This window comes from Helicobacter sp. MIT 01-3238 (assembly GCF_003364135.1).
GTDB lineage: Bacteria > Campylobacterota > Campylobacteria > Campylobacterales > Helicobacteraceae > Helicobacter_B.
Genome location: NZ_NXLN01000005.1, coordinates 1 through 21,113, shown reverse-complemented (window position 1 = coordinate 21,113; position 21,113 = coordinate 1). Strand labels below are relative to the sequence as shown.

General features: G+C 41.7%; 18 protein-coding genes. 7 read left to right on the top strand and 11 right to left on the bottom strand.

Going from position 1 to position 21,113, the window contains the following annotated elements; all coding sequences use genetic code 11:
• Positions 1 to 3: 3 nt before the first annotated feature.
• The gene (locus CQA40_RS02525; protein WP_115519400.1) at positions 4 to 1,107 is read left to right on the top strand and encodes a DUF354 domain-containing protein; all 1,104 of its coding nucleotides are present in this window, start codon (positions 4 to 6) and stop codon (positions 1,105 to 1,107) included.
• A gap of 234 nt (positions 1,108 to 1,341) precedes the next feature.
• Here the strand turns inward: CQA40_RS02525 and CQA40_RS02520 are convergent, their stop codons facing one another.
• The 5 genes from CQA40_RS02520 to CQA40_RS02500 form a co-directional block, all read right to left on the bottom strand.
• A complete protein-coding gene (locus CQA40_RS02520; RefSeq protein WP_023928734.1) occupies positions 1,342 to 1,788 on the bottom strand; it encodes a pseudoazurin in 447 nt (148 codons plus the stop codon).
• A gap of 316 nt (positions 1,789 to 2,104) precedes the next feature.
• On the bottom strand, positions 2,105 to 3,319 hold the full coding sequence (locus tag CQA40_RS02515; protein ID WP_115519399.1) for an AAA family ATPase: 1,215 nt from the start codon (positions 3,317 to 3,319) through the stop codon (positions 2,105 to 2,107).
• Between the two features lie 28 nt (positions 3,320 to 3,347).
• A complete protein-coding gene (locus CQA40_RS02510; protein WP_181882802.1) occupies positions 3,348 to 4,250 on the bottom strand; it encodes an HAD family hydrolase in 903 nt (300 codons plus the stop codon).
• Positions 4,243 to 5,778 (bottom strand): MATE family efflux transporter, encoded by a 1,536-nt coding sequence (locus CQA40_RS02505; protein ID WP_115519460.1) that lies wholly within the window; start codon positions 5,776 to 5,778, stop codon positions 4,243 to 4,245. Before CQA40_RS02505 ends, CQA40_RS02510 begins: the two co-directional genes overlap by 8 nt.
• A gap of 372 nt (positions 5,779 to 6,150) precedes the next feature.
• On the bottom strand, positions 6,151 to 7,380 hold the full coding sequence (locus CQA40_RS02500; protein ID WP_115519397.1) for a hypothetical protein: 1,230 nt from the start codon (positions 7,378 to 7,380) through the stop codon (positions 6,151 to 6,153).
• A 374-nt stretch (positions 7,381 to 7,754) separates the two neighbouring features.
• Here CQA40_RS02500 and CQA40_RS02495 point away from each other — a divergent pair, with 374 nt between their 5' ends.
• Complete coding sequence (locus tag CQA40_RS02495; RefSeq protein WP_115519396.1) at positions 7,755 to 8,525, top strand: outer membrane beta-barrel protein; 771 nt, start codon at positions 7,755 to 7,757, stop codon at positions 8,523 to 8,525.
• Positions 8,526 to 8,741: 216 nt separating this feature from the next.
• Here the strand turns inward: CQA40_RS02495 and CQA40_RS02490 are convergent, their stop codons facing one another.
• Positions 8,742 to 8,957 (bottom strand): hypothetical protein, encoded by a 216-nt coding sequence (locus CQA40_RS02490; RefSeq protein WP_115519395.1) that lies wholly within the window; start codon positions 8,955 to 8,957, stop codon positions 8,742 to 8,744.
• Positions 8,958 to 9,233: 276 nt separating this feature from the next.
• Between CQA40_RS02490 and thrC the strand changes: the two genes are divergently transcribed.
• The 4 genes from thrC to CQA40_RS02475 all read left to right on the top strand — a co-directional run bounded on the left by thrC (position 9,234) and on the right by CQA40_RS02475 (position 12,953).
• Positions 9,234 to 10,787, top strand: coding sequence for a threonine synthase (gene thrC / locus CQA40_RS02485; RefSeq protein WP_115519459.1), 1,554 nt, complete (start codon positions 9,234 to 9,236; stop codon positions 10,785 to 10,787).
• Positions 10,788 to 10,940: 153 nt separating this feature from the next.
• On the top strand, positions 10,941 to 11,975 hold the full coding sequence (recA, locus tag CQA40_RS02480; protein ID WP_023928721.1) for a recombinase RecA: 1,035 nt from the start codon (positions 10,941 to 10,943) through the stop codon (positions 11,973 to 11,975).
• Positions 11,976 to 12,117: 142 nt separating this feature from the next.
• Complete coding sequence (locus tag CQA40_RS10985; RefSeq protein WP_181882801.1) at positions 12,118 to 12,270, top strand: hypothetical protein; 153 nt, start codon at positions 12,118 to 12,120, stop codon at positions 12,268 to 12,270.
• Between the two features lie 101 nt (positions 12,271 to 12,371).
• A complete protein-coding gene (locus CQA40_RS02475; protein ID WP_115519394.1) occupies positions 12,372 to 12,953 on the top strand; it encodes an outer membrane beta-barrel protein in 582 nt (193 codons plus the stop codon).
• A gap of 278 nt (positions 12,954 to 13,231) precedes the next feature.
• Here CQA40_RS02475 and thiC read toward each other — a convergent pair whose 3' ends face one another.
• The 3 genes from thiC to adhP all read right to left on the bottom strand — a co-directional run bounded on the left by thiC (position 13,232) and on the right by adhP (position 17,522).
• Complete coding sequence (gene thiC / locus CQA40_RS02470) at positions 13,232 to 14,608, bottom strand: phosphomethylpyrimidine synthase ThiC (protein WP_115519393.1); 1,377 nt, start codon at positions 14,606 to 14,608, stop codon at positions 13,232 to 13,234.
• Positions 14,609 to 14,745: 137 nt separating this feature from the next.
• Entirely contained in the window at positions 14,746 to 16,206 is a 1,461-nt protein-coding gene (locus CQA40_RS02465; RefSeq protein ID WP_115519392.1) for an NAD(P)/FAD-dependent oxidoreductase, read from the bottom strand.
• 254 nt (positions 16,207 to 16,460) lie between these two features.
• On the bottom strand, positions 16,461 to 17,522 hold the full coding sequence (gene adhP, locus CQA40_RS02460) for an alcohol dehydrogenase AdhP (RefSeq protein WP_115519391.1): 1,062 nt from the start codon (positions 17,520 to 17,522) through the stop codon (positions 16,461 to 16,463).
• A gap of 497 nt (positions 17,523 to 18,019) precedes the next feature.
• On the opposite strand from adhP, the gene CQA40_RS02455 reads away from it, so the two are divergent.
• Complete coding sequence (locus tag CQA40_RS02455; RefSeq protein WP_115519390.1) at positions 18,020 to 18,220, top strand: hypothetical protein; 201 nt, start codon at positions 18,020 to 18,022, stop codon at positions 18,218 to 18,220.
• A gap of 30 nt (positions 18,221 to 18,250) precedes the next feature.
• Here the strand turns inward: CQA40_RS02455 and CQA40_RS02450 are convergent, their stop codons facing one another.
• Both CQA40_RS02450 and CQA40_RS02445 read right to left on the bottom strand, forming a co-directional pair.
• Entirely contained in the window at positions 18,251 to 19,318 is a 1,068-nt protein-coding gene (locus CQA40_RS02450; RefSeq protein ID WP_309544443.1) for an NAD(P)-dependent alcohol dehydrogenase, read from the bottom strand.
• Positions 19,319 to 19,462: 144 nt separating this feature from the next.
• The gene (locus tag CQA40_RS02445; RefSeq protein WP_115519389.1) at positions 19,463 to 19,678 is read right to left on the bottom strand and encodes a hypothetical protein; all 216 of its coding nucleotides are present in this window, start codon (positions 19,676 to 19,678) and stop codon (positions 19,463 to 19,465) included.
• Positions 19,679 to 21,113 lie beyond the last annotated feature (1,435 nt).

The window sequence follows — 21,113 nt, the reverse complement described above, 5'->3', positions numbered from 1 at the left end:
AAAATGCTATGGATAGACATCACAGACCCAAAATACGCGCTGTTTTTTAGCTCTCTTTTGCCACATTTGCGCGAAATCGACACCGTGCTAGTTACCACGCGCAAAAGTGCAGGCTATACCGAGTGCGCTTCCTTGCTGGAAAAGCTAGGGGTTGAAGCGATTTGCATAGGTGGGGAGAGTGGATATGGTGGGAGCGGGCTAGAGGATAAATTTTTGGCTAGAATCAAACGCCAAGAAGAATTTATCGCTCTTTTTAAGCGCGTGGGCTTGCCTAGAGTGTTTCTCACAGGTGCTAGCACGGATGGGGCGCAAAGTGCTTTTGGGCTAGGGATTCCTGTGGTGCATTTTAGCGATACGCCTATGGATAGCTTTGAGGGTGGAGAAGCACATATCACGCTATTATCACGCCTTAGTTTGCCCCTATCAAGCCTTATTTTTTATCCATTTGTCGTGCCAAAGCAAGCATATAGTTTTTTTGGTGTAGCAGAGCAAAATCTAATTCCCTACAACTTCATTGATGTGGCATTGTGGCTAGAAGTAGATAGGCTAAAATTTAGCCAAGAAGCAAAAAAGGCATTTTTGAAAAAGTTTGGCTTTGCCAATGAAAATAAGCCACTAATTTTAGCTAGAGAGGAGGAGTATAAAGCCCACTATGTGAAAAAAAAATATCCGCTTTTTTATGAGGCTTTGCACGCGCTTGCTAAGGAGGCAAATATCATCATTATGCCACGATATGAGAGAGAATACCTAGAAGCTGAATTTGGTAGCTATCCTAGCGTGTGTGTGGCAAAAGAGACGCTTTTCACGCACGAGTTTTATCCCTGCATAGATATGCTACTAGGTGGAGGAGGGACTATGAATCTAGAATCTAGCTTTCTAGGCATACCCACGCTATCTACTCGCTCACTTTTGCTCTATCACGATAAATACTTGCTAGAAAACTCCCTAATGCGCCACGCAAAAAGCCTAGATGAAGCACTAAGGGCGTTTTTTGACTTTAGGCAAAGAGGCTTCATAAGGCAGGAAAATCAACGCTTTTTTGTCCCAAAAGGCACGCTAGAAGTGCAAAATATCATTACCCAAATTACAAATAGATTTTATAGATAAGTGTGAGATTTGCTTAGGGTTTTTAGAAAAAAGTTTTTAGGATTTTATGACTTAGAATCTACAAAGATTAAGAAGCTAAGATTTTTGCGCAAAAGATTTTGATATTTATGGGATAAAGCAAAAATGAAGTCAGGGGAAACGAAGTCAAATGCGAGAATAAAGCAAAAATACAAAATCTAGCAAAAGCACCTAAGCCCGCACTTTTAGCGCGTCTAGGCTTAAGTGCTACTTGCGCTATTTTTTGATTTGCTGAATGTATTTGTTTAGTCGCTCTTTTGCCTTTGGCTGCTTAAATATTCCATCATTGATAGCAGCTGCATTAGTAGCTTTGCCTACTTGGAATATGCCTACCATACCCATTGGTGTGTGAGGTATGCACTCATATACATACACGCCCTCTTTGTTTGGCTTGATAGTGAATTTTTCACCCTTGTTTCTCATCATCGTTTGAGGTGTTTGGAATTTCTCCGCACCTGCTGGGATTACTACACTTCGTGCGTTGTGTGTAGGGTCAGTAGCTACAAATGTGATAGTATCACCGGGCTGAATATGCACAAACGCTGGCTCAAATACCATAGGTCCCTCTGCACCTTTGTTTAGCATTTTGATTTCATAATCCTTTGCAAATGCAAGGCTACACGCCGCTAGAAACGCCAAAGCTAAAAGATTTTTAGTAGTCATACTAAGTCCTTTGTGAAGTAGATTTCTTATCATCGCCAAACAGAAAGGTTTGTGAAAGATTTTGCAAAGGTTTTGGCACATTTTGACAAAATCAGCAAAACCTCTTTTGGCTAGAAAGATTAGCCAAGACTTTATCAAAAATTCAGTTAATATGTCGAAAAAATCACGCAAAATTTCATATATTTTTTTAAGATTTTGCACTTAAAAACCATAGGCGACTTATGCCACGCACTCTTAAGCGATGAATGGCAATGAGATAAGCAAAGATAGGCAATGCTACAAGCAATGTATTGTGCTTAGGCAATAGCAAATAATCCTAGCCAACCTCATCATCTAGTGCAAAATCAATAAAACTTTGCACTTCATATTCGCTTTGTTTCTCACTATGCTCAATGCTAATAAAAATGACTTTTTTATACTTCTTTGTGAGCTTTTGTAGCCTTGCTTTTAGTAGCGTATCATTTGGAAATGGCATAACAATATAAGCAATATCATTTACCAAAAAATCACATTCCTCATCATAGCTTATAAGTGATTTTGGCGTGCTAGATTCTGCTTGGGTAATCTCGCTAAAAGGATTGCTATACTTTAGAAGTAGCTCACAAAACACCATATTTTCAAAAATATGCTGGAAATGTGGCGAAGCACTAAGTGCGTAAGGCAGGGCAAAATTATACAAATATAGCTTAGGCTTTGAGCGATTTTGGGTGTGGGGTAGCAAAAAGATACTTTGCTGGGATTTTAGGCTTTCTATGAAAGCATATATCGTATCTTTGGAGGTTTTAAGACTTGGCTTTAGCTTGCGCAAAAGGCTATACGCGCTAAAATTTTGCCCTTGAAAGTCCAAAATCTCTTGGAAAATCCGTGCGTGCTTTTGATAAGCAAGGCGGATAATTTCTTGATTTCTAGCGGTGTGCTTTGACTCTGTGAGAAATGGCATTTCAGGTAAGTTACCACTTTTTAGAAATGTCGAAAAAATCGATTCTAGCTTTTGGGCTTTGCTAAAGCTTACAAACTCCCTAAAGCTAAGAGGCAAAACCCTCATTTGCCTAAGGTGTGCAAGATGGTGTGCAAAATGGTGTGTAGGATATTTTGATAAGCCCTGCTTATCACAAATAGGTGTGGCGCAAACAAGGATAATATTGCTAAGATTTGGCAGAGTAAGCACAGGCGTAGCAGTCCTAGATAGAGTGGATTCCGCAGATGAAATAAGCGAGGGCTTAGATGATAGGTTAAAAGCAAGAGAGGAAATGTCATAGTTATCCACCACGAGCAAATCAAAGGCTTTTTCCAAAAATGCTTTAAGCAGCTCCTTTTGCGTGTCCTCTAGGCAAAATCTCATATCAGAGCAATCAACAAATACAACACGCTTGGCATTCTTTGCATTTTTGGCATACTCAAGCGCAAGGGAGGTTTTGCCACTTTTTGGGGGACCATATATCAAAAGAGGTGTGTCTTTTTGGGGATATGAGCGAGGCAAAAAAGCAGAGCTAGCCCTGCTTTGCTCATAGAGGATATTAGATTCTAGCATTTTGATTTTGTAGCAGATTTAGCCAAGTCTATCGCACTTCTTTGATATAAGCCACTGCTTCATAGACGGTATCAAAACTTTTATCCGCTTGACTTTCTAGCCCCTGCCCATAGCCACAGCGCACCCACAGCGCATTTACACCTGCGTTTTTGGCTGACTCTATATCTAGTATGGTATCTCCTATCATATACACCTTTTGCTTTGGTGCTATGGGCAAAAAGCTAAGCGCACGCAAAATCGGCTCAGCATCGGGCTTTGGCTCGCTTACATCTTCGATACCGATGACTACGCCAAAATACTTTAGCAATTCAAAATTTTCCAAAATCTGCTTAGAGTAAAGCCCTGTTTTTGTCGTTACCACACCAAGATGAGCAAACTCCCTTGCCAAAATCAAAGCCTCACGCACCTTTGGGTATAGCTTTGATTTCTCTATGCAGATTCTGCGGTAGTGGTTTTTGTAGCGCGTTACGCGGGATTCTACTTCGTTTTGGCTAAACCCCACACGCAAAAACATTTCCCTCAAAGGCAGTCCTATCATAGAGCGCACTTCTTCTAGGCTAGGTGCGTATGCCTCCTTGCCCTCCTCCTCTTCGCACGCTCGGCAAAAGCTCGCATAGATTCCCTCCAATGAATCTAGCAGCGTCCCATCCAAATCAAACAAAATAATCTTTTTTTCACTTGTCGCGTTGCTAGATAGATGAGCATACCCTTGCGTAGAATGTGCGATGATTTTATCCCCACCTTTTGCGTCATTATCAGGCTTTAGCTCGATTTTTTCATCGCTACTTTGTGCTACACTCTGTGGGGCTAGCTCAAATTTATCTTGCAAATCATCATTTTGCAAACTCTTGTTTTGTGAGTTTTGCTCTGCGGCTTTTTTGCTACTCTCATTACCCTTTTCGCCCAAAAATTTACCAAAAATATTAGCCACGATGTTTTCTCCTTTTCCACAATGTCGCTCCACTAGGAATCTCGCCCGAAAAAATCCCATATCGCCACTCATAGCACATCACGCCAAAAGCCACCACAAACGCGCACACTTGGGATAATGGGTAGCTAGCCCACGCACCATCTATGCCATAAGTGTGGCTAAGAGGTGGTAAAAGTATAGCTAGAAATAATATCGTATAGCAAATAGTGATGATAAAGGAACTTACCGTGCGTTGCACGGATTGCAAAAATATCGCACACACGATATTTATCCCAAAAATCACATAGCCTATGTAGTATACACTCATAGCTTCTATCGTGCGCTCTGCTAAGCTAGAATGTGCCAAAGCGGAATCTACCAAGCTAGATTGCACTAGAGTGGAATCCTCTTTTTGCAAAAATAGCTCCACCAAATATCTATCAAACCCATAAAAAAGCGCGTATATTCCCACTCCTATGGCAACCACCATACCTAGCGAAAACAAAAACGCTATCTTTAGTCGCGCAAAATTCCCCGCTCCGTAGTTGAAGCTAGCAATAGGCTGCAAAGCCTGCGATACAGATAGTAAAATCGTAAAAAACACGATTCCACAATACATCATAATGCTATAAATTTTCACGCCATCATCGCCTGCGATTTGTAGCAAAGTAACATTAAAAAGTAGCATCACCGCTGCTGCAGAAACTTCTGCGATACTCTCTGGGATACCGCTTTTTGCCGAAGAGATGATAGAAGCGATAGAGAATCTAGGGATAAAAAATAGCTTGCCTTTGTGAGAGATAAAATGGCTAAAAAGCACCACAAAACCGATGAGATGTGCACTCACTGTGGCAAGTGCGCTACCCTCTATCCCCATATCGCACACAAACAAAAACACATAATTTAGCACGATATTGCTAGCAGAGCCCACTATCATCGCTATGCTTGCCAAAATCGGGCGTTTGTCATTGATGACAAAAATATCACACAAAGGGTGGAGTATCAGCATAGGTGTGCCTAGAAATATCACTTTTATGTAAGCAAGTGCGAAGTCTTTTATCTCGCTTGAGATAGGTTTGTTTGCTGTGAGTGCTGTGATGATAAAGTCTGCAAAGCAAAATCCAACTATACCGATAAACACCGAGCTAATCGCCACGAAATAAAAAATCGAGCAAAACACAAGCCTAGCTCTATATGCGTGGTCTTTGCCCAAAAAATACCCCACAATCGCAGCCCCACCAAAGCCAAATAACAACTCATAGGCGATAAAAGCAGGGAAAATAGGCCAGCAAATTCCAATCGCTGCTAAGCCATTCTCTCCCACCTTTTTGCCGACAAAAATCCCATCTATCGTAGAGTAAGTCGATAATGCTAGCATAGCAAGAAGTGCGGGGATAAAGTAGTAAAAAAATAGCTTAGGGATAGAATCTGCTTTTAGGTCGATTTTTGCGGCGGGTGCGCTACTTTGGCTGATATGTGGCGACTTGCTTTGTGCGGGGTTTGGGGTTTGGCTTTGTGTGGTTGGGCTTGGTGGTGTGGTGTTTTTCATCGCCATTTCTCCCAAATTTGTATCTGCATGCTTTGTCGTATGCCTTGCTAGTTTTTCATCGCCACTGCTTCATAGGCTTTTTGCGAGTTTTTATAGCATTATACAAAATCTCTAAAAACAAACACTAAAAGACACAAATCCCCTTATGCTAGGATTTTGCTACAAATCTTTAGTAGAGATTTTGTGGCAAAATCCACTTTTAAGCATTTGTAAATGCTCTGCTTATTTTCATTTGTAAAATCTTTAATTATGTTGCCTATTTTTCACTCATTTTCCCACCCATTTCGCACCCATTTTTAGCACTTATATCCATACTCATTTTTGCACTTCATTTCCCCCTCGCTTTTTGGCTTGATTTTGCGCTACTTTTGCTTATTTGTTTGGCTTATCTTGTGGATTATCAGGGTCATAGATTTTGTTTGTCTTGCTTGGGCGGATTTGGTTATCTAGCTTGCGCATATCAAATGGCTTGCCACCATTGCTAAGGGTCAAAATCTGCTTTTTGAAGTCATAGCTATTGTTTGCTTCATTGTAAGTGCCACCTGTGATTTTGGCGATATTTTTTAGAAACTCTAGATTCGGACTTAGTGCAAAAGCGTGGATTTTGACTAGATTGTCTGCATTTTGTGGCGAGTTTTTGACAATGCTAGCGTTAATGCTTTTGGTTAGATTTAGCATTGTCTGTGTGTTGCGCGTATCATCTGGGCTTCCTGCTACGATTAGATAGACTTCCTTTTTTAGTCCATTGTCTTTGGTGAAGTTCTTTATAGACCGTATAATAGCAGCGTTTGTAAGCACGACAGTAGACTTGATAACTTGCACGCTATTTACCGTGTTTGCAAACTCTTGCACATCATAAAAAGTGCCCAAATTCTCCGTGCCTCTATTTGAGAAAATCACAAGCGAAATCTTCGCATATTGCTTTTCCCTATCGCCTAAAATATGCTTTGCTACAAAGGGTGCGATTTCCTTAAACGCTTCTATGTAGCCTTTCATCGAGGTATTGACATTAAGCGCGATTGCGACTTCTTTTGTGGGATTTTTGCTAAGGTAGATATTAAAATCGCCATTGCTAAAGTTGCTAATCTTAAAGCTCTGCTTCTCACAAATAGCTTTGATTTCTAGTGTGCCATTATCCAAAGTGCCGTTTGTAAGCGTGTAAGATATGCGTCTATCTGCGCTTAAGTAGAGATTTGCATTAGAAGTGTTATCAAAGATTCCGCCATATAGCACACTGCCATTAAAAGAGATAGTGCGGGATTTGGTATCGGTGTATTTTGTGCTATCTATGGTGCTGTTATTGCTTGCGTTTATCGTGCTTTTGGGAGAGGCACTTCGTGGGGTAACGTGCGCTCCACAGCTACAATCCGCTCCATAAATGAGCGTGTGGAGTTCTTTGTCTATGTAGGCTTCATCGATTGCTTCATCATCGATATTTTCTGCACCACTTACACTCCTTGCACCACCTGCACCATTTGCACTCTTTACACCCCCTATATTCTGCGCGTAAAGTAGTGTGAAGCTAGCGCATATCAGCGCGACTATGCTTTTTCTCACTAGCTCTCTTAGTTCCCCTAGCTTAACTTGCCCATATCGCCTCATTTTCGCCTCCTTGAAGAATGCTGTTTTGCTTGCATTGTAGCACAAATTGACACAACAAATCGCTAAATTAAGGAGATGAAACCAAAGGCTTAAAAACGCCATTTAAGAGTAAAATTTAATGAGTAGTATTATAAGGACTTTACAGTTTTGCGTGGCTTCAGGGCTTAGAAAGCATTGCTAAGAAACATTGCGAATTGAGAGAATACGCATCGTGTTTGTTGATATTTTTTATCATATTAACTTTATTGTAACTTTATTGATAGAAAATCAGCCTCTAGCTTTTTAAGATTTTTAAAACTAGCTTAAAAACTAGGTAGCGTTTGTAAAATCTATGAAACAAAAATCGCTACACAAAATCATCAAAAGGAGAAACGATGAATATTGACTATGGACAAAACTTGATAGCTACAAAAAGAGCTACAAACTTGGCTTTGGGAACTGCGACATTTATAGCACTTAGCCTAGCTACGGCTAGTGCAGCCACCCCCCCCCCTACCAAAAGTGGCAAAAGCGGGGATATAAGCGGATTTTTCTTAGGCGCGGAGGTTGGAGGACAAGCTAGTTTCACAAACACAAAAGAGACTACCACAGAAACCAATGCTACCAACACAACCACAACAGAAAGTAGCGTATTTCCTATCGGAAATGTCGGTGTGAAGCTTGGCTATACGCACTTTTTCAACAAATGGGTGGGTATAAGAGGTTATGCAAACTATCATTATGGTTTTGCATATAACACCACCACTACGACAGAAACTAATACCACAACCGAATCCTCCCTGCTTGCTTCATATCATCAAGTAGCAGGGAATGTCGAAGCCACATTTAAGTTTTTTGACTTAAATGGCGTGGGGCTAGGTGCTTATGCGGGACTAGGTGCAGGATATAGCGCGACAAACTCACATACAAGAACCACAGAAGCATCCACTACAACTACGATAGATACAAAAGTCGCAAGTGGATTTGTGCTACCTGTAAATGTCGGGCTAGAAGTCTATATGGGCAAGCACCACAACGCAAGCCTAAACTTCAGAATCCCTACCATTGCCACTACGCTTACCACCACAGACACAGCGAATGGGACTACCACCAAATATGAAGAGCGAAATCTCATCATAACGCTAGGGTATTCTTATACATTTTAGTAGATTCTAGTAGATTTTCACGGGGGGGGGGAAGTCTTTGCATAGCAAAGTCTCTGTGGAATCGTTAGGGTTTTATTAGGATTTTGCTTTTTGCTATGCTTTTTTCTCTTTTTTGTTTTGCCCTCTTTTGCTTTCCTTATCCTCTTTTTGCTTTTATATTCTGTGCCTTTTTTAAGCAAAATGTGGCAAGTCATATTTCGCGCTTGTCATTACTTATCACTGCTTGTCATCGCCTTTATCGATAAAGTAGCCCTTTTCATCGCAGAGGATTTTGTAGTGCTTGGCTGTTTTTAGCTCTATGAGGTAGCACTGCTCTAGTGTCTCTGCTTTTGCCCTCTCTAGCGGAATCTGCTTCATTCGCAGTTTTACTTCCTCTATGTCCTCGCAAAGTGCTGGGAATCCAAACATTACTAGCTTGTAGTTAAAATCCATTTTTGTCCTTTTAGATAAGATTTTGGGCAGATAAGATTTCACACTATATATTAAATAAACTAATGCAAATAGGTTTTGCGGGTAAGTTTTTGCGCAAGTGGAGTTTTGCGCAAAAGGGATTGCAAGCTAAATTTACTAGGCAAATTTATAAGCAAGTTCGCGTGGATAAACTCTAGCAATTTTGGGCAATTTTGCTTTGCTACCAAGCAAAAACACAAACCAAAATACGCTACAATAGCACCTCAAAATCTCATTTCACACACACAAAGGATACAAATGCAATCGTTTGTCTCTACGCGCGAAGTCCCCACACAGCGGAATGATTCCATAAAAAGTGTGGATTTCCCTAGCACGATACTCTCTCCCAATGCCCCAAACAAAGGGCTTTGGAGCATTAGCCAAATCCCTAGCATTGACTTTGATAGTCTTTTTTGCCTACTAAAATCCACACCGATTTCGCATAGATATGCCACGCTGTGCAAAGAAGTCTTTAGGCATTTTGGGCTAGAGCTAGATTCTAGGATTTTACAAACCGCACTTCAAAGCTATGATAGCTTTGATAATCCTAGCGACCCAGCACCTATCTCAAGTGTGGGAAATGCGCATTTTTTGGAGCTATATCACGGACCGACAAGGGCTTTTAAAGATATGGCGTTGTGCCCATTTGGTGTGATATTTAGCGAACTGATACAAAAAGAGCAAAATCTAGCCAAAGACACACACCGCACCAAAAACACGGCACAAAACTACCTCATACTTACCGCTACTAGCGGGGATACAGGACCTGCTACACTTCATAGCTTTGCAAATAAGCCAAACATAAAAGTCATCTGCCTCTACCCAAGCGGTGGCACTAGCCAAGTCCAAGCCCTGCAAATGCAAACCCAAAATGCAAGTAACCTAAAAGTGCTAGGGATAAATGGGGATTTTGACACCGCGCAAAGCCTGCTAAAAGGGCTACTAAATGATGAGGAGTTTCTCTGCGCCCTAGAAGCGAAATCTTATGCGCTATCTGCGGCAAACTCGGTAAATTTCGGACGCATAGCATTCCAAATCATCTATCACATTTGGGGATATTTCTGCTTAGTAGAGAGTGGAAAGATAACCTTTGGCGAGGAGATATACTGCATTATCCCAAGTGGAAATTTTGGCAATGCTTTGGGAGCGTTTTTTGCCAAATGCGCGGGGCTAGATTTGCGACAAATCATCATCGCAAGCAATGCAAACAATATCTTAAGCGAGATTATCACAAGCGGGGTGTATGACATTTCTAGCAAAAAGCTACACAAAAGTGTATCGCCTGCTATGGATATACTAAAAAGCTCCAATGTCGAACGCGTGCTTTTCGCACTATTTGGCGCGAAGCGGACAAATGAGCTTATGCAAAGCCTAGAATCCACAAACAAATATGCCCTAGAAAAAAGTGAGCTAGAAAAACTGCAAGAGTATTTTGGCTGCTACTATGGAAATGATAGCGACACTTTGGAGCTAGTAGGCAAGGCATACAATCAGGGCTATATCCTAGATACGCACACCGCACTAGGATATGGAGCGTATCTAGAGCTTTGTGCAAAAAAAGGAGCGGACACAAAGGCACTTATATGCTCCACAGCGCAGTGGAGTAAATTTGCCCCTAGTGTGCTAAAAGGGATAGAATCTGGCCCAAATAGTAGTGGTGGGGTTTTAAGCGATTTTGAAGCTATCGCAAAGATGCGAGAAAAAGGCGCGGAAGTGGGGGAGGAAATATTAAGCCTATTTGATAAGCCTATCGTGCATAAAGAAGTGCTTGAGCCAAGCAAAGTCAAAGAAGCGATTTTATCGTGGCTTTAGATTGTTTGGATTTTGGTTATTGTGATTTTGGCAAGGTATCTAGCAAATGCTAAAATAAGAGGATTTAGCCTAGAAGCAAATCATTACGCGCTAAAGCAAATCTTAAATGGATTTTGAGTATAATCACGGCTTATTTCAATTAAAAGGACATAAATGGCACAAGATGAACATAAACAAAAAGCTATTGAGCTAGCACTAAAGCAGATTGACAAGGCGTTTGGCAAAGGCGCACTTGTGAGGCTTGGCGATAAGCAAGTAGAAAAAATCGACTCTATTTCCACAGGCTCTTTGGGGCTAGATATGGCACTAGGGATTGGGGGGATTCCAAAGGGTAGAATCGTAGAAATCTATGGACCAGAATCAAGCGGGAAAACCACTCTATCGCTACAAGTCGTAGCAGAGTGTCAGCGAAATGGCGGAATCGCGGCGTTTATTGACGCGGAGCACGCTTTAGATGTGTATTATGCCAAGCGGCTTGGTGTGGATACGGAAAATCTGCTTGTATCTCAACCAGATAATGGCGAGCAAGCACTTGAAATCCTAGAAACTTTGACTAGGAGTGGGGCGGTGGATTTGGTAGTCATCGACTCGGTGGCAGCCCTCACACCAAAAGCGGAAATCGATGGTGATATGGGCGACCAGCACGTAGGACTACAAGCACGGCTTATGAGCCACGCTCTACGCAAAATCACAGGTGCTTTGCACAAGATGAATACCACGCTGATATTTATCAACCAGATTCGTATGAAAATCGGCACTATGGGATATGGTAGCCCAGAAACGACTACGGGCGGGAACGCACTGAAGTTTTATGCTAGTGTGAGAATCGACATACGCAGAATCGCAAGCCTAAAGCAAAATGAGCAGCACATAGGCAACCGAGCAAAAGCAAAAGTGGTAAAAAACAAAGTCGCTCCACCATTTAGAGAAGCAGAGTTTGATATTATGTTTGGCGAGGGGATAAGCAGGGAGGGCGAGATAATCGACTATGGAATCAAGCTAGACATCATCGATAAAAGCGGTGCGTGGCTAAGCTACAAAGACCAGAAGCTAGGGCAAGGTAGAGAAAACGCCAAAGCCGCGCTAAAAGAAAACAAAGCCCTAGCTAGCGAAATAGTAGGCAAAATCAAAGAGCAAATCGGCACAAGTGAGGAGATAATGCCTCTGCCTGATGAGCCACAAGAATAATGCAAAATCTTATGCAAGGGAGCATTGTGCAAGAATCACTTGGTAAGATTTTGTAAGAATCTTTGCGCGTAAGGATAGTGCAAAAAGCGACAGTGTGCACAAATGTGCTAAGACTTAAACCAAATAGGAAAAAGGAGTAAAGATGAAAAAAGTTTGTAGAATTTTGAAGTTTTTTGCTTTCAAGCCGTTTGTGTCTTTGTTTGCATTGGCTAGCGTGGCTAGCAATGTGGCTGCTGAAAGAAGCGGTGCGTTTGTAGGAGCTGAAATAGGAATGAGTGGGGGGGGGGGGAGGTAAAATCTAGCTACTATAAATGCCAAGCCACAGACACGAGTGCGGAATATCCTGTATGCAGTGATGCTAGGCAGGGAAGCGAGGGCTTAAGCAGTGATGGCGGTGTGGATTATGGTTTTGTCGCGGGGTATAAGCTATTTGTAACGCCGTATTTTGGGCTAAGGGCTTATGCAAATATAAATGTCGCGCACTTGGCGTTTGAAGCGAGGGGCGAAAGCTTGCCAAACACAAAAGCAAATGCCACAATGCTAAACTACGGTGCAAATGTGGATTTGCTAGGGAATTTTGTCGTAATGAGAGATTCTAGCTTTGGTGGGTTTGTAGGGCTTGGTATCGGGGCTAATACTTGGCTTGGCAAAGATTTGGATAAGCTAAAAGGTATCTATGAAACAAACCTTAGCGCACAAGACATAGCCCTGCTAGATGGGCTAAAGCGCAATACAACGAGCTTTGATATGGCTCTAAATGTGGGGTTGAGAGGGACTTTGCAAAAGGTGCACGGAGTGGAGATTGCCTTTAGGGTGTCTTTTTTTGGAAGTAGAGCGTTTTATGAATACTACGATGAGTATCAAAAAAAGCAAAATAATGCAGGTAAGGAAATAGCCTACCTAAACAAGCAGATAGAAGCCAATACAACCATATATAATCCTTATAGCATACTTCTGCGCTATACTTATAGTTTTTAGCTTTCATTAGTTTTGGGTGGTTAGAAATCTCGGGCTAAAGAGGATTGGCTAAAGATTTTTAGCCAAAGTCTGCCCTGCTAGTTATCTTGCTGATTTTATCTTGGGCTTTGTGTCGCACTTTATGCTGTGTTTCCTGCGTTAAAAACTACTTTGCTTTTTATCCTCGCATTTTATCTTGGTAATCTACCCTGCCCCCCGATTTTTAGGTTTTTTGGATTTATTTTGCTGATTTGTGCGTGGGGGCTAGGTTTTGGCTTTGACATTAGATTTCGCTTGATTTAAGCCATTTTGCGTGAGCTTTTGTCCTCTTTATGCGTGTCTTTATCGCCATATTTTTTGAAAATATCTTGCGTGATTTTGTAGCTACAAAATTTCGGTCCGCACATAGAGCAAAATTCTGCCTTTTTAAACACTTCTTGGGGTAGTGCTTCATCGTGATATTCTCGCGCTCTTTGCGGGTCTAGTGCTAGCTCAAACTGCCTCTCCCAATCAAATCCATACCGCGCATCACTCATCGCATCATCTCGCACCCTTGAGGCGACTCTGCCTCGCGCTATGTCTGCGGCGTGCGCTGCGATTTTGTAAGCCAAAATCCCCTCACGCACATCATTTGCATTTGGCAGTCCCAAATGCTCCTTTGGCGTTACATAGCAAAGCATCGCTACACCTTTCCACGCCGCCACACACGCACCGATAGCACTTGCGATATGGTCATAGCCAGCGGCGATGTCCGTTACAAGCGGTCCTAGCACATAAAACGGTGCTTCATTGCAAAGCTGCTTTTGGATTTTGACATTGCGCTCGATTTGGTTTAGCGGGATATGTCCCGGTCCCTCTATCATCACTTGGACATCTTTGGCATTTGCCCTTTTTGCTAGCTCTCCTAGCACTTCTAGCTCGGCGAACTGCGCCTCATCGCTTGCGTCTGCTAGACAGCCCGGTCGAAGCGAATCCCCTAGCGACAAGCTCACATCATATCTTTGGCAAATATCCAAAATCTCATCAAATGCTTCATAAAATGGATTTTCCCTATGATAGTGCATCATATAGCTTGCCATTAGGCTACCACCACGCGATACTATGCCCATCTTGCGCTTAGCTACAAAGGGCAAGTGGCGCAGCAAAAATCCGCAGTGAATGGTGAAGTAGCTAACGCCCTGCTTTGCTTGCTTCTCTAGCGTAGCTAGCATAGAATCAATATTTAGCTTTAAAACATCGTTTTTCACATCGTGGAGTATCTGATACATAGGCACAGTGCCGATAGGGACGCTAGAAGCCTCTATGATAGCGCAACGAATCAAGTCCAAATCCCCGCCCGTGCTCAAATCCATAACCGTATCCGCGCCGTATTGGATAGATACTTTTAGCTTTTGGACTTCTTCGTCTATGGAATTTATGATTTGGCTTGAGCCGATATTGGAGTTGATTTTGGTGCGGAGGGCTACGCCTATGCCCATAGGGTTTAGGTTTGTGTGGTTTATGTTTGCGGGGATTATTAGCCGTCCTTTTTGCACTTCTTTGCGCACCACTTCTGCGGATATATGCTCGATATTTGCGATATAGCGCATTTCCTCTGTGATGATTCCTTGCTTGGCATAATGTAGCTGTGTTTTGATTTTATCATTTGTGCGTTTTTGTATCCATTGTGTTCGCATTTTTTTCCTTTTGGTTGTGATTTGGCAAAATAGTGTCATATTTTAGCGCAATTTTTACAAAGATTTTGCGTTTTTGTGGCTTGGGCTAAATCTAGCTTAAACCCTCCAAATACGCCTAAAACTAAAATCTATCTAAATCACAAAGAGAATCCCTTTAGTTGCAAATTCCAAAGGGATTCTATGATTTTTTTTAGCACGCTAGCAAGGCGTCCTTTTATCTCAAAGCTACCTAGTGCACCTAGTGCATAAGACTCGCCGATAGAGCAGATACTGCCCTTTGGGGTAAATCTAAAGGGGAGGATTTTTTTGCCATAGGGGGATTTGTTTTGCGCTAGTTTTTTTTGTGTCTTTTTCTTTAGTAGGATTTGGAAAACTTGCGCTAGATATTTGCCCTGCTCTCGTGCTAGCTGCGCTGTGGGAGGGAAAAACCGCTCACTTGGCTCATTTCTAAAGCTAGCACAATCCCCTAGCACAAAGACATTTTCTAGCACACTGCTTTGCGTGGATAAGCTCTGTGATGTGTCCTCCAAAGTGGTGGCTTGAGAGGAGGTTTGATTGCTTTGGATTTTGGTGTCATTTTGGGATTGCGCTAAATTTTGTGCTTGTGAATCTTGCAGGGCTTTATCTGTGCTTTGCCCCACACTTTTTTGTGTGTCTTGCTCTGTGTTTTGTCTTGTATCTTGTGATTTTTTGGATTCTTTGGGGCGCAAAAACTCATCGACTTCTACCCTGCTCCTAGCTAGAATCGTGCTACTAAAAAGTGGAGAGCTTTCTATCACGGGATTGCCTTTTACCCCTGCTGTCCAAATGATGACATCAGCGTCTATCTCGCTTTGTGTGGCTTCTTTTTCTATGATGATTGAGTGCTGCTTGCATTCTAGGATTTTGGAGCTAGTAAGCACTTGCACGCCTAGAGATTCTAGCTTATCAAGCCCTGCTCTTTGCAAGCTATCACTAAACATAGGCAAAATCTTAGGTGCAGCCTCAATGCAATAAATCTTTATATTGCCAAAATCTATGCCAAATTCACTGCATTTTTTTGCCACCTCTTCGGCTAGAGAGCCTGCGAACTCTATCCCGCTAAAGCCACCTCCACACACTGCAAAACTTAGCTTTGCTTCATCATCGTCTTTTTCTCGCAAGCCCTCTAGCTTTGAAAGTATGAGGGCGTAAATCTCTCTCGCACTTGAATAAGAAGTGATACTTTTGGCATACTCTCTCACGCCTTTTATGCCAAAATCATCGCTCCCAAATCCAAGCCCCACAACAAGGTAGTCGTATTCATAGCTTGATTTTGCCCCTTTGACTATGCTAGATTCTATGCTTGTAATCTCATCTTGGATAACATTGATTTTGCTATCTAGCGTAGAATCCACATTGAAAAGCACGGATTTGTCGTGCTTGCCCGAAGCGACATCGTGCAGACAGATACTTTTGTAGTGGTATGGCTCTTTTGTGATTATGCTAAATTGTGCTTTGCTAAGCGTTTCTTCATCTAGTCGCGTAAGTAAGCTCATATTTGCATAGCCCGCGCCAAGTAGGAGGATTTTTGTTTTTTTGGATTGTGCTTCTTGCTGTGTTGATTGTTTTGCTTGCATTGTTTGTCCTTGTTATAGTGGTTTTGATAGTGTGTGATTTTGGCAGATTATCCATAATTTGTAGTGTTTGAATTGTTGTGTTTATCCTCTTTTTTGTGCTTTTTTGATAGATTTATCCCCCTCCGTATTTGTGCTTTGCTTCCCCCTCCATACTTCCCCCTCATTTTTCTTATATTTCCTCCCCCCATTTTGCTTCTATTGCGTGTCTTGTTTGCTTGTGCCATTTGGTTTTAGCACAAGCATATTTAGCGGATTTATGAAGCGCGAAAATCTAGCACCATTCGCCCATCGATTTTGCCTTGCTTCATACGAGCGAAAATGTCGTTTATATCTTCTAGCTTGGCAGGAGCGACATGGGCGTGGACTTTTTGCTCTTCGGCAAATCTTATTGCCTCTTGCAAATCAAGCCTTGTGCCCACTATCGAGCCCCGAATCGTTACGCCATTTAGAATCATATCAAAGATATTTACAGGGAATTCTCCCGGTGGCAAGCCATTCATAGCCACAGTGCCACCTCTGCGAACCACACCTAGTGCTTGCTTGAAAGCGATGGGGTGCACAGCCGTTACTAGCACGCCGTGAGTGCCACCATTTGTTTCTTCTATGATTTTCTTTATCGTGCCTTCTTCGCCTAGAGTTTTGGCATTTGCCACGACTTCTGCTCCATACTTTTTGGCTAGCTCTAGCTTATCATCACTCACATCGATAGCTGCGACATTTAGCCCCATAGCTTTTGCGTATTGCACTGCTAGGTGTCCTAGCCCGCCTATGCCAGAGATAGCTACCCACTGCCCCGGTCTAGCCTCTGTAACCTTTAGCCCTTTATAGACGGTTACCCCTGCGCAAAGAATAGGTGCGATATTCAAAAAATTCACATCTTTTTGCAGGATTCCCACATAGTTGGCATCAGCTATGGCATATTCTGCAAATCCTCCATTTACCGAATAGCCACCATTGTCTTGCTTCTCACATAGTGTCTCCCAGCCTGCCATACAATGCTCACAATGCCCACACGCACTATAAAGCCAAGGGATTCCCACCGCATCACCCTCTTTTATGTGTGTAACACCTTTGCCGACTTTTACTACAAAGCCCACGCCCTCGTGTCCCGGGATAAACCCACCACTGCCTAAGGCTTTTAGATTTGGTTTGACAGGCCAGTCGCCATCGACTGCGTGCAAATCTGTATGGCATACGCCACACGCTTCAATCTTTACTAGCACTTCTCCATCGCGTGGCTCGGGGATTGGGACTTCTTGTATGACAAGTGGTTTGCCAAACTCTTTTACCACTGCGGCTTTCATTGTTTTAGACATTTTGTCTCCTTAAAATAAGTTTGCTTTGATTTTGCCAAAATCAAAGGCTTTTGTTTATCGCTGATTCTATCCCTAGGGCTAGCTTACAATGCTTAGAAAGTCTTTTGCAAGAATCTTTTAGGCACTATTTAGACACTAGGAAGTCTAATAAAGCCGTTTTTAAGCCCTTAGAAGTAGAAGCAAGCGACACCGACACTTTTAGTTACCCTTTTTAGCAAATCTTGCCTGATAGCGTGAGTTTGCTTTATTTGTTTGGAGGCGTTTGCAAATAGATTTTGCTCCAAAATCTACCTAAAATCCTTTGGAGTAAAACTTGCATTTGCTTAAACCCTCAAAAGCGTTTTTACTCCAAAAGATTAAATATTTTTTGAATTTTTAGAAAATATTTGATGAAATTTTTGCATTTGTGTAGTTTTGTAATAATTTTAGGTGTATTTCTTATTATAAAATGCTTTTGGACATAGAAATGATTGATACAAATGTTATGAAGCAGATTATTGGCAGGTATGTTTGCTAGACTTGTAGATTTTGCGCTAGATTTAGAGTGGTTTAGTATTTTTGGATTTTGCTACGCTAGTTATTTTGAGCTTTGTGATTTTGCAATGCCAAGAAAACACCTAAAACTATCTAAACCCTGCTTTTGTGATAACTGCCATAGCGACAATCCCCCTCCACTTATAAACGGCTTAAAAAACTAAACCCCCCTAAACACTTCTAGGGCTAAAATCCTAGCATACCACCACAGGTTTGATAAGCCCTGCTGGCTTGTTTCTCATCAATTCTAGTGCTTCCTCTATCTTGCCAAAACCCTCTAGCTTGTGCGTGATAAGTGGCTTGACATTTAGCTTTTTGGTGGAGAGCAAAGAGGCTAGCTTCTCCATTCGGTAGCGTCCACCGGGAGTTAGCCCACCTCTTATGTCTTTGTGTCCCATTCCCACATCCCACGCCACGCGAGGAATAGTGATATTATCTCCCGTGCCTAGATAATTGACATTTGATACGACACCGCCATTTTTGACACAGCAGCAGCACTCGCCTATCGTGCTTGTAGTCCCTCCCGCGATTACGACTTTATCTACTCCCTTGCCTTTTGTGATTTCATTGATTTGGTCAAAAAACGCACCTTTTGTGAAATCTATATAATGTGTCGCGCCGTAATATTTTTTGGCAATATCAGCGCGAAATTCTATACAATCAACGGCGTAGATTTCGCTAGCACCCATTAGATTTGCACCTGCGCAAGCCATAAGCCCCACAGGTCCTAGACCGATGACTGCCACAGACTCACCCGGCTTTATATCAGCATTTTCTGCGCAGTGAATCCCTGTGGTAACCATATCGCACAGCATTACTGCATCGGCGACATCGACATTTTCTGGGAGGTGCGCTAGATTTGCATCGGCTTCATTTATGTGAAACTTTTCTGCAAACACGCCGTCTTTGAAGTTTGAAAATTTCCACCCTGCAAGCGCACCACCACTATGCTGGGCAAATCCTCTTTGTGCGTTTATCGAGCCCCAATCAGGCGTGATAGCGGGGGCTATGACTTTATCGCCAACTTTAAAATCTTTTACTAGCTCGCCAACTTCAATGACTTCGCCCACCGCTTCGTGTCCCAAAAACATATTGTGTCGCTCACCGATACCACCCTCATAAACTGTGTGAATATCTGAAGTGCAAGGCGCAATCGCTAGTGGGCGACATATCGCATCTAACGGACCACAAGGCGTGATAGCGTCTTTTTCTATCCAACCAACCGAGCCGATTTTTAGCATCGCAAAACCTTTTATAGCCATTTTAGCTCCTTTTTTACAGATTTTTTAGCATTGGTATCTATGAAATTATGATAGCGAATGCTTAGAAAGGTTATATATTTTTTTACCTAATGTGATTTAAAAAGCGCGTAAAAAATACGAAAAAAATATGGCTATGGGTAGAATTTACACATTTATTTGGCAGATGAGGGATAAAAATATATGTTGCAAAAGCTTAAGCGAGCGACACAAACAAGCGCACGAGTAGTGCGCGTCTCGTGTTTGTGTAAGCCACTCCGTAGCGCGATAGCGCAAAAAATGGCTAGGTCCATTTTTTAGGAGGGCTTGAGATAAGATAGCAGTATAAAGCACGCCCTCGCGCTTAGGCGTAAGATATTGCACGAATGTTCCGTTCTCGCGCAATGAATACTCGCGAATACATTCTTAAAATCTCGTAGAGATTAGAGGGACGCAAGTAATGCTAGCCGATAGGCTGTCCCCTCCTTTATCCCTCCTCCTCCCCCAACACCTTGCAGGATACTTCCTGTAAAGTTTTAGCCACTTGTTAAATTTTCTTATGCTATAATAACGCCTTGCAGGATTTTTCCTGATATCAGGTTTTCCTGATTGGTCATTGTAGTCAAGTGTTAAGGAGTTTTCGCCCTTTCTCCGTAGGATTACAATTCTTTTAAAATGGCATTAGCCCTTACACTCTATATGAGTGTGAGGGCTTTTTTTATGCCTTTAAAATGCCTTTCGCCTTTAGCCCACCTGCGAAGCGCGGGGGACTCTTAATCGTAGCAAACTAGAGCGGGCTCGTTGTTTGCGTTAAGCGATTTTGTCCCCCCCCCCGCGCTTCGCAGGTGGGCTCTTAATTCTTAGTGCGCGATAGCGCACTTCTTAAAGCAAAGCGCGTAGGTATGAGACACCTTGTCTAATACCTAACTTTGGAATAAGTCGTGGCAAAAGAGGGAAAATCTAGATGTATATGAGTTTTTATAAACATAGATTTATGATTGGGTTGCTTAAGGACTTACTCTTGTGGCTGGGCAGGTCTATTTATGTGGTGTTAGTGGTATTATTTTGTTGGCTATGGTATTTAGCCGACAATAGTCGTGCAAAAATTATTATGCTTATAAAAGCAATCTACACTGCTTTTATTTACGGCATCATTCTTCTGCTTTGCCTCTTTTCTTTGCAAAAGAGTGCGCGCAAAAATTCTATAATCCCTGCTTAAAGCATTTGATGATATAGTAAAATCTAAAAATGTGAGACAAAGCAAGTGTAATCCCCACCCCAATAACACAAACTTTCAAGTTAGCTTTGAAGTTGTTTTTTATTTTTAATAGTCTTAAAAGTTTTATAAATTCCTCATAAGTATTCACTAATTTTCCTAAATAGCTGTCAAAAAATAATCCAAATAAGTGTTTTGTAGGGTTGCAAGTTCCTATAAATTTTGAAGTTTTTAAGAGTGCTATAAACCTTGAAAGTTTTTGAAATTGCTTTTTTTTAGAAATCTACTAGAAGTTGTTTATTATTTTCAATAGCTTTAAAAGTTATTTTTATGTAAAGTCTTAAGGTTTTTAGCTGTTTTTCTACCCAAAGTCATCTTTTTCACAAGCATTTAGATTGTATAAGCAAGTTTTTACAATCAAGTTGAAACAATATATGGCAAGATAAAAAATAAAGTAAGATAAAAAACAAGGCAAGATAAGATAAAAAGTAAGGTAAAGCAAGAAAAAAGTAAAATAAAGTAAGTAAAGTAAGATAAAAAACAATAAAAAGCAGATAAAGCAAGATTTTGTGAGTTAAGATAAACATTTCCCCAATCCCTGCA